Annotated in this window: 8 protein-coding genes; 4 read left to right on the plus strand and 4 right to left on the minus strand. The window is 60.8% G+C overall.

The window, feature by feature from the left end; all coding sequences use genetic code 11:
- On the minus strand, positions 1 to 923 hold a 923-nt coding region (wecC, locus tag EOA85_RS18345; protein ID WP_127210666.1), incomplete at its 3' end, for a UDP-N-acetyl-D-mannosamine dehydrogenase.
- Positions 916 to 2,070 (minus strand): UDP-N-acetylglucosamine 2-epimerase (non-hydrolyzing), encoded by a 1,155-nt coding sequence (wecB, locus tag EOA85_RS18350; protein WP_127210667.1) that lies wholly within the window; start codon positions 2,068 to 2,070, stop codon positions 916 to 918. The genes wecC and wecB, both read right to left, overlap by 8 nt.
- 602 nt (positions 2,071 to 2,672) lie before the next feature.
- Between wecB and EOA85_RS18355 the strand changes: the two genes are divergently transcribed.
- On the plus strand, positions 2,673 to 3,713 hold the full coding sequence (locus EOA85_RS18355; protein WP_245485847.1) for a hypothetical protein: 1,041 nt from the start codon (positions 2,673 to 2,675) through the stop codon (positions 3,711 to 3,713).
- 18 nt (positions 3,714 to 3,731) lie between these two features.
- On the opposite strand, the gene EOA85_RS18360 is transcribed toward EOA85_RS18355, so the two are convergent.
- A complete protein-coding gene (locus EOA85_RS18360; RefSeq protein ID WP_206523317.1) occupies positions 3,732 to 5,045 on the minus strand; it encodes a VpsF family polysaccharide biosynthesis protein in 1,314 nt (437 codons plus the stop codon).
- Between the two features lie 171 nt (positions 5,046 to 5,216).
- Between EOA85_RS18360 and EOA85_RS18365 the strand changes: the two genes are divergently transcribed.
- The 3 genes from EOA85_RS18365 (at position 5,217) to uxuA (ending at position 9,307) form a co-directional block, all read left to right on the plus strand.
- On the plus strand, positions 5,217 to 6,782 hold the full coding sequence (locus tag EOA85_RS18365) for a GumC family protein (protein WP_127210669.1): 1,566 nt from the start codon (positions 5,217 to 5,219) through the stop codon (positions 6,780 to 6,782).
- 7 nt (positions 6,783 to 6,789) lie between these two features.
- A complete protein-coding gene (locus EOA85_RS18370; protein WP_127210670.1) occupies positions 6,790 to 7,896 on the plus strand; it encodes a glycosyltransferase in 1,107 nt (368 codons plus the stop codon).
- Between the two features lie 202 nt (positions 7,897 to 8,098).
- Entirely contained in the window at positions 8,099 to 9,307 is a 1,209-nt protein-coding gene (gene uxuA, locus EOA85_RS18375) for a mannonate dehydratase (RefSeq protein WP_127210671.1), read from the plus strand.
- 127 nt (positions 9,308 to 9,434) lie between these two features.
- On the opposite strand, the gene EOA85_RS38135 is transcribed toward uxuA, so the two are convergent.
- On the minus strand, positions 9,435 to 9,619 hold a 185-nt coding region (locus EOA85_RS38135), incomplete at its 5' end, for a hypothetical protein (protein ID WP_206523318.1).

Genomic DNA, 9,619 nt, shown 5'->3' on the forward strand with positions numbered 1-9,619 from the left:
AGCAAGGCTTCTATATCTCTGACCACCGACAAGGGACGCTCGGAATTGATCCGGCGTGCTGAAGCCATCAGCCGCGTGCTGTTAGGCGCGGCATCGATGATAAAATACGGATCGACCGCGATGCAGTGGCCGCCGACGCCCGGGCTCGGCTGCAGAATATTCACGCGGGGATGCCGGTTAGCGAGATCGATCACCTCCCAAACGTTGAGCGACAGATCCTGGCACACTGCCGCAAGCTCGTTGGCGAAGGCGATATTGACGTCGCGGAACGCGTTCTCGGTCAGCTTCACCAGTTCCGCGCTTTCGGCCTGGGTCGTGAACAGGTCGCCGGCAACAAAGGTCGAATAGAGTGCTGCGGTGCGTTCCGACGACTTGCGCGACAGTCCGCCGATCGACCGATCGTTGTTGATCAATTCGGTAAGGACCTTTCCGGGCAACACGCGCTCGGGCGAATAGGCGACCAGGACATCGGCCTCTTCGCCATGCACCAGAGGAAATTTGAGATCGGGCCGCAAATCAGCAAGCAGTCCCGTCATGATGCGCGTCGTGCCGACCGGCGATGTCGATTCCAGCACCACAAGGTTTCCCCGCTTCAGCACGGAGGCGATGCTTCGCGCCGCCGCGAGCACATAGCTCACGTCAGGCTTGTGGTCCTCGGTCATCGGGGTCGGCACTGCGATGACAAACGCGTCCGCCGGCTGCGGCGTACTGAATGCCCTAAGCTTGCCGTTGGCTACAACCTTCTGGATCAAACCATCGAGGTCCGGCTCGACGATGTGGATTTCGCCGCGATTGACCTTCTCGACCACCGCTTCGTTGACGTCGACACCAATGACGTCGAGCCCTCGACTGGCGAAGATGGCACAGGTCGGCAGGCCGATATAGCCCATGCCGATAACGGAAACGGTTTTGATCTCAGCCATGATACAGCAATTCCTCAACGATCCGGTTACCGGCCCGGCCATCGCCATACGGGTTGTGTCGTTCCGCCATGCCGCGATAGGCAGCCTGATCGTCGAGCAGGCTGTTGGCATTGGACAGGATTTTTTGGATATCGGTGCCGACGAGACGGGCGGTACCCGCCGCAATCCCCTCGGGCCGCTCGGTATTCTCTCGCATCACCAGCACCGGCTTGCCGAGCGATGGCGCTTCTTCCTGCACGCCGCCGCTATCGGTCAGCACCAGGTAGCTCTGCTTCTGCAGGAACAGGAACGGCAGATAGTCCTGCGGGTCGACCAGGTGGATATTCGGCACGCCACCCAGTTCTGCGTTGACCACCGAGCGCACGTTGGGATTGGGATGGACCGGATAGACGATCTGCACGTCCTCGCGTATCGCCAACCCCTTCAGCGCCGTGCAGATGCGATGGATGCCGCCGTCGAAATTCTCACGGCGATGGCCGGTGACCAGGATCATTTTCTTGGCGGAATCGAGGAACGGGAAACGGGCGGCAAGCTTGGCGCTCATCGACTTGTCGGCGTCGATCGCGCCGGAAAAATGCAACAGCGTGTCGATCACCGTGTTGCCTGTCACGAAGATGGTGTTCGCAGCCTTTCCTTCGGCGATGAGATTGTCGCGTGCCTGGATGGTCGGCGCGAAATGCCACGTCGCTATGTCGCCGGCAATCTTGCGGTTCAGTTCCTCTGGAAAGGGAGAGTTGATATCGTGGCTGCGCAATCCTGCCTCGATATGGGCTACCGGGACGCGTTTGTAGAAAGCAGCCAGAGCCGCAGTCATCGCCGTGGTCGTGTCGCCTTGCACGAGGACGATATCGGGCTTCGCCTTCTCCAGCACTTCGGCCATGCCCAGCAGCACGCGCGAGGTGACGTCGAACAATGTCTGGCCGGGCTGCATGATGTTGAGGTCGTGATGCACCGGCAGGCCGGTCAGTTCGATGACCTGGTCGACCATCTCGCGATGCTGGCCGGTGATGCATGTCTCGGTAACAAAACCCGGATGGGCAAGCGCGGCACGCACCACCGGAAAGCATTTGAGCGCCTCCGGCCTCGTGCCGAACACGATCAGCAATTTTTGCCTGACCGGCAGTTTTGGATGTGAAAAGACGTTCATTGCTGATCCTGGTCGCCAGAAGGCGTCGCGACCTGCTGATTATTCGCCACAAGAGCTATACTAGCTGCAGAAGCCGCCTTCGTGACCTTAAATCTTAATATATGATTAACAGCCAAGCCCGCGTTCTCCCCGGTAACTCTTATGAAAGCCTAAACCGATAGGTATCCTGGCACAGTAGTCTTGAAAAAGAACATATTCGATTGACTAATATTTTAATTATCGGCCACACCATCGGATCTCGGCGCTGGGAAAATGAGCTCCTGGTACGGTTGAACGCAGCTAGTCACGTGGTATCGAGCTGCCGCGCGCCGACGCCTGCGCCGATCGCACGCGGACTGGATGTTGTGCTGGCGATGGAGAGCCGGCGCTTCGGTCCCTCATTGGCAAGCCGCTCCGAGCCGTTGCCGTCTGGCGGTTCTGGTCCAGCGGATCTCGTAATCGATCTCACCGGCACTGCCGCTCGACGAGGCACGCCTGTCCTGACGCTCGAATTTTGCGGCCACAGCACTTTCCCCGCCGGTGTGGCCGAGATGCTGGCGAGCGGGCGATTGCCCGAACTTGCCGTTCGCCTCGACGGCGTCACAGTCGCCAGGGGGCGACCGATGATCAGCGACCGGCTCTGGCTATCTCGCAGCTGCAACGACCTGCTCGCTGGGGCCATCTCGCTGGTTGCGCAAAGCGTCGCCCGTTTTTCCGCGGGCGAACTTGTGCCAGTAGTCGATAATCCGGCACCGATCCTAAGGAACGGCGGTTTTGTCCGGCATTATCTGCCCTTTTTCTGCAGGGGGTTGGTCGATCGCGCCGTGCAAAAACTCAGACTTGGAAGGCGCCCCTTTTATTGGCAGGTCGCCTATCGGCTGATCGACGGGTCAGGTGTCGCCGAAACCGGGCAACTTGACGGTACGCCGTTCACCGTCCTCCCGGACGATGGCCAGCGATTCTATGCCGATCCATTCGTCCTCGAGCGGGATGGCCGCCACTATCTGTTTGTCGAGGAATTTCCCTACGCTACGGGTCGCGGCGTGATTTCTGTCGCCGAGCTGGGCGAAGATGGCACCTTCGGTGTGCCGAGGGTGGTACTGGAGGAAATGCACCACCTGTCGTATCCGCAAGTGTTCGCTAAGGCCGGCGAGATTTTCATGATTCCGGAAAGTGGGGCGGCGCGCGAGCTTGTGCTCTACCGCGCCGCGCAGTTTCCGGATCGCTGGGTACGCGACACCGTGCTGATGACGGACAAGGATTTCAATGACGCCACGCTGCTCGAATTGGATGGGCGCTTCTGGCTGTTGGGGACGGAGCGGTTCGGTTACGGCAGCGCGTCGGATACGATGACGGTCTATTCCGCACCCTCGCTGCGCGGGCCGTGGGTCGCGCACGCGCTCAATCCCATCGCCGTCGATCACTCGGCCGCTCGGCCCGGCGGCGCCTTTATCCGCCAGGATGACGCCGTAGTTCTGCCGGTGCAAAACGGGTCGAAAGCCTATGGCGGCGGTCTCGGGTTGATGCGGCTGGATAGGCTTGACGATTTCGACGTCCGTTTTGCGCCGCCCCGCCCGATCGGCCCGGGGCCGGCATGGGCCCGCACGGGCATTCACACGCTTAATCGCGCAGGCAACGTCGAGGTTGTGGATAGCACCGGCTGACGCGTCTGGAGCCTGTGCTTATCCGAGCCGATCCGGTTTCGGCTCGGATGCAGCCGCAGCCGACGATGTGGCCTTCGGCCGGTTTCTATACGGCGCGTTTCTATAGGCAAGCAGCAGCACCACGATAATTGCGATCTCCGGCGATTTTGACGAGAGCGCGTTGTTCGACAGCGCAGCAAGCAGGAACGTCATGGTGCCGATCCATGCCGGCAGCGGCGCCGCGCGCAGCAGCCGAAAAATGAACCAGAATACCAGCATGATGAAGAGCACGGCTATGGGCAAGCCGAAGAGCATGATGATGACCACCGGCGCGCTCTCGATGTAGGGCAGATGCAGCTTCTCGTTGACGATCGCCAGCAGGTCGTCCACGTTCATGCCAAACAGGATGTCTTTCCAGCTAACAAGTCCGAACACCTGGTAGATCGTCACCCGAGCCATGAAATTTTCGTCAAAGATCGTGTTGCCGAATCGATTCAGCAGTCCGCCCGAAAACAATATGGCCACCAGCACTGCGCCGGCCGCCAGGGCGAACACCAGCACGACAGACTTGGCCTGCCGCTGATGCTTGAGGGTCAGGCGCGGCCAAGGCACGAACATCAGCAGAATGAGGGTTTCTCCGGCAGCTAGCAACAGGGCGGCGCGAGCGCCTGACGCAGCACAACCGACGAGCAATACGAAGATCGCCAGCACCCGCACCCATATGCGCCAGCGCGTCAGCGGTACGAATCCGATGACAGTGGCGCAGAGCGCGCCTAGGGCCAACGGGTGCGCCGATAGCCCGATTGGCCTGAACTGCAGTTCGTTGAGACCGTAAGGCAGAAATCGATGTTGAGTCACCGCTTCGATCGTGCCCATCACGGCACTGAGGATCACCATTCCAAGCACGACGTCGCCCAACGCCCGCCGTACTTCCGCGTTCAAGGCCAGCATCAACAGGCCTGCGGCGCCCGCCACCAGATAGGTATCGATGATGAACCCTGAGGAGCCCGCACGGCCGGTGATGAACAGATACGGCACCAGCGCGAAAATCAGCGCAGAATAGAGCAGCAAAGCCTTGAAGATTCCAATTTCGTCGCCCTGCAGCAGAAACGGCCGGCTGAAAAGAACGAATGGAAGCAGCAGAAAGATAGCATAGGTGCCGAAATGCAGTTTCTCGTAGAATGAACCACCGTCGGCCGTATAGTCGACGACCATGTTCATAATCTGCGGTGAAACCGTGAAGCGGAGCAGGAACGCCAGCGCAGCGCATAGGAAAAACAGAATCGACAGCGCGTTCTGAAGGCGCGCCTGGCTGGACAGCAATCGTTCCGATGCGGCAGCGGGATAGCTCATGGCCCATCCAAATGGGGGTATTCAAGCGGCATTCTGGCCAACGAGATCCATTCAAGGGACCGCCGAACGGACGCGGCGTGTGACTCGGCAAAATATGCCAACTTGGAAAATGAGATGTTAACGATCTTTCTGTAGTGCTGGCCCGCGTAGCGAATAACAAGAGTTAGCACCATGTCCGCCGCTTCCGGCACAACTCCTCCCTCTGCAGCGGATTCCGATATCAGCGCACTCGAGCGGATCGCCAATGCACGGCGCGCCAGCAGGGCAAGGCTGCAACAGGATGCCCCAGTCATGGCACGCACCTCCGCCCCTGTCACTCCGCACACGCCCGAGCCTGTCCCGACGGTGACGCTCGACAAGATCGGCGATTTCCTTGAGCTCGATTTTCGACGCCTGTTTGTCTGGCTGCGTGCCGGGCTCGTGTTGGCATTGATGCTGGCAGTGGCCGGCGGCGTCATCGGCGCCGCCTATGGGTTGCTGAGCAAACAGCGTTATACCGTTACGACAGAAATCCTCATCAATCCTGCCAATTTGCAGGTTGTGGAAAACGATCTCTACTCGCAACCGGGCCAGGTCGACAGCCAAATACTTAACGCGCGCAGCAAGCAGCGCATCTTGACCTCGGGCAACGTGCTTGCACGGGTAGTGGACGAACTCGGCCTAGCCAGGGATCCGGAGTTTTTCGACCCGGACCAGAGCTCCTCCACGTCTGGTGCTGCAGCGAGTGGCGCCAAGTCCGATCCGAAGCTTATCGCCCAGAAAAGCCTGGCGGAGCGGGTCAGCGTCGCTGCAGATGAAACGTCGTTCGTCACAACCCTCTCGGTATCGGCAGAAACCACCGGCAAGGCGATCCTGATCTCGCAAGCCATAGTGAAGGCTTTCCAGGACGAACTGGCCAAGGCCGAAGCTGCTGGTGCCAGCCGTGCCGCAGCTGCTCTTGAGGGCCGGCTCGGCCAACTCAAGCGCGACTTGCAGGCGGCCGAAGAGAAGGTCGAGAGCTACAGGCGCAGTCACAACCTGTCCTCCAGCAATGGCCAGCTTGTCAGTTCGCAGACGATGACGCAGCTCAATAGTGAAATTGGAGAGGCGCAATCGCGCGTCATCGCAGCGCAGGCAAGTTACGACGCCTTGGTTGCCGCCGGTGTCAATGGAGCCAATCCTGACCCCGCGGTTTCGGCAGCACTCGCAGCACTGCGCGACAAGGCAAATAGCCTGCGGCAGCAAATCGATTCACAATCCATGACCTTTGGTCCGCGCCACCCGACGATTGTCCGGCTTAGGACAGAATTCGAGACCGTCAGTTCTCAACTCAGGGCAGAGTTCGCCCGCACGGTCGGCACCGCAAAAGCCAACCTGGATAAGGCCAACGCCTCATTGGCTTCTCTCAGCGCCAAGATGAACGATCTGAAGAACAATGTTTTCACCGACAGCGAGTCCCAGGTCGCCCTGCGTGAACTTGAACGCGACGCCGCCTCGAGGAGGGCGGTCTATGAAAGCTTCCTGTCTCGCTCGCGCCAAATCACCGAGCGCGAGCAGATCGACACCACGAATGTACAGGTGATTTCCACCGCCGTGCCGCCACCGGGACGCTCGTGGCCGCCCCGCACCCCCCTGATGGCAGGCCTGGGAGCTTTCGCCGGATTTGCGCTAGGCATGCTGCTGGCCATTGCCACGGGCATCGTTCGCGACATGCGCCAGCCGACGAACCGATCAGGCATCGACGTCAGCCGAGCCTGAATCAGGCATGGCGAAGCGCATTGTTTTTCACATTGCCAGTCTCAGGGGCGGCGGCGCCGAGCGTGTCTTCGTCCTCATGGCAAATGAATTGGCATCACGTGGCCACGATGTCACACTTTTTACCTGGAACGCTGAAGGACCCAACGCCGCGCTGCGCTCCCCCGCGGTGCATCTTGTCGATTTCGACCTTCCCATCCGGGGCGAGGGTTACGGCAAGTGGGAGACGCTGAAAGGCATCGTGCGAAGCGCACGTTTGTTCAGCCGCCTTGGTCCGTATGCGGTCTATAGCGCCCCCGAATTTGCCAATCTGGTCGTGGCGCTGGCGCTTCTCTTGGCGCGAAGCCGAGCGCGGTTCTTTCCAAGCTTCCACGCGGCGGCCTCACTGCCTTCCAACAGCCTCGGCGCGAGAATAGCGGTCTGGCTGTCCTCGTTGGTTGCAGCGCGCGCAACCAAAGCCATCGCCGTCTCAGTGGGTGTCGGCCGCGACATTGCGGCCCGCGGCTTTCCCAAATCCAAGGTCGTCGTCATCAACAATCCGCTGCCACCGGCTGCGGCGCTCCAGCAAGATTCCTATACATGGCAGACAAAGCTGGAGGCGATGGGCGATGGCCCGGTCATCGCAACCGCTGGGCGCCTGGTGCCGGTCAAGGATCATCGGACCTTGCTCCAGGCCTTCGCTATCCTGCGCGCCGGCCGCCGCGCTCGGCTTGTAATCTTCGGCGAAGGTCCGCTGGCTGCCGAGTTGCGCACCTATGCCCAGGAATCCGGTACCGCCGCCGATGTGCTCTTTGCCGGCTACGTCAACGATCCCGCGGCCTGTTATGCCGCAGCCGATCTGTTCGTCCTTTCCTCGACGAGCGAGGGCTTCGGCAATGTGCTGGTCGAGGCCATGGCTGCTGGCGTCCCCCTAGTCTCCACAGATGCGCCGCATGGCCCGCGCGAGATTCTCGGTGACGGTCGTTTCGGCGCCTTGGTGCCGGTCGGGGATGCCGCGGCCCTGGCAAAGGCGATGGCTGATATGCTGGACCACCCCACTTCTGTCGCCCTCCTGAAGAGCAGAGCAGCGGATTTCGAAGTTGAAAAGATCGGAGATCTATACGAAGCGCTGCTCTAGCCAGGAACTTCGCTCTGGCGTTCGTTGAGGCAGCCGCTATCGCCATTCGCGTGGTTGGAGCATCGCCGTTGGCCTCCCGGGCAGGATGGGTGTCGGATACATCGGAATCTGATAGCAGCCCATGAAGAGGAGCAGCGGGTCGGTCACCGCGGGATGCGCGGGCGTAGGACCGCATGGCGATCCTTTTTAACGGAGTGTTCGAATGAGACATGTGTGGCGTTGGTTCGGCCCGGTCGACAAGGTGACGATCGCGGATGCGCGTCAGGCCGGGGCGCAAGGCATCGTCACGGCTCTTCACCACGTTCCTCACGGCGCCGTCTGGCTGCCCGCCGAAATCGAAAGACGTCAGTGCGAAGTCGCGTCTTTGCCGGATGGAAGGGCGAGCGATCTGAACTGGGAGATTGTCGAGAGCCTGCCGGTTTCCGAAGCGATCAAGACGCAGGTCGGCGAGTGGCGCAGCCATATTGCCAACTACAAGACATCGTTGGAAAACCTGGCGCGGGCCGGCATTTCGGTCATCTGCTACAATTTCATGCCCGTGCTCGATTGGACCCGCACCGATCTTGCCTGGCGCCTGCCGCATGGTGGCACCACCATGCGCTTCGATCTGATCCACTTCGCCGCCTTCGACATCCATATCCTGAAACGCCAAGGGGCGCTCGGCGATTACACACCGGAGATCGTCTCCGAGGCAGAGCGGCGATACGCGCAGATGGATGACGATGCGCGGAAGATTCTGGCAAGAAGCGTCAATTCCGGTCTGCCCGGCTCGACCGAAGACACGTCTCTCGACGGTCTCGCGGCTCAACTCTCAAGTTACGACCGCATCGGCGCAACAACCCTGCGCCAGCATTTCGTCGATTTCCTGGCGGAGGTCGTGCCTACGGCCGAACGCCTCGGCCTGCGTCTCTGCTGCCACCCCGATGATCCGCCGTTTCCGCTGCTCGGCCTGCCGCGCATCATGTCGACCGAGGCCGACTACAGGTACATTCTGGACGCAGTCGACAGCCCGGCCAACGGAGCGACACTGTGCACGGGATCGCTCGGCGCTAGACCGGACAATGATCTACCCGGCATGATCGAGCGGATGGGTCCGAAAATCCACTTCGCGCATCTGCGCAATGTGCGCAAGGAAGCGGCCGGCACCCCCTGCTCGTTCCACGAGGACGAGCACCTTGCCGGCGACACCGACATGGTGGCGGTGGTCGCCGCGCTGCTCCACGAGGAAGCGCGGCGCAAGACGGAAGGACGCCAGGACGCCGTCATCCCGATGCGCCCCGACCATGGCCAGGATATTCTCGATGACCTGACGCGCGGAGCCCAGCCCGGCTATCCGGCCATCGGTCGGCTCAAGGGATTGGCCGAACTCCGCGGCGTTGAACATGCCATTCGCAGATCGACATCAGCTTAGCTCGCAGCCGGTCGGCCATCAGAGCGTCACGACGGTGCAGAACCTTTGATGGCGGAGCGAGGCGCCCCCTCTGTCCTGCCGGACATCTCCCCACAAGGGGGGGAGATTGGCGGCTTGGCCGCTCCGCTCAATCCTGCAACTTAGACAATTGACGAAAGCCGCGATAACGGACGATCTCCCCCAAGTGGGCATATGCGCTAAGATAGGAGTTGCAGCGGGGAATCGGTTGTGATTCTACGCTGCGATGACTCACGAATCGCTTGTAGATGACGGCTGGGCCGAGACGATTGAGCTTCTCGGTGGTGAAGAGTT

It is taken from the genome of Mesorhizobium sp. M5C.F.Ca.IN.020.29.1.1, from assembly GCF_003997375.1.
GTDB lineage: Bacteria > Pseudomonadota > Alphaproteobacteria > Rhizobiales > Rhizobiaceae > Mesorhizobium > Mesorhizobium wenxiniae.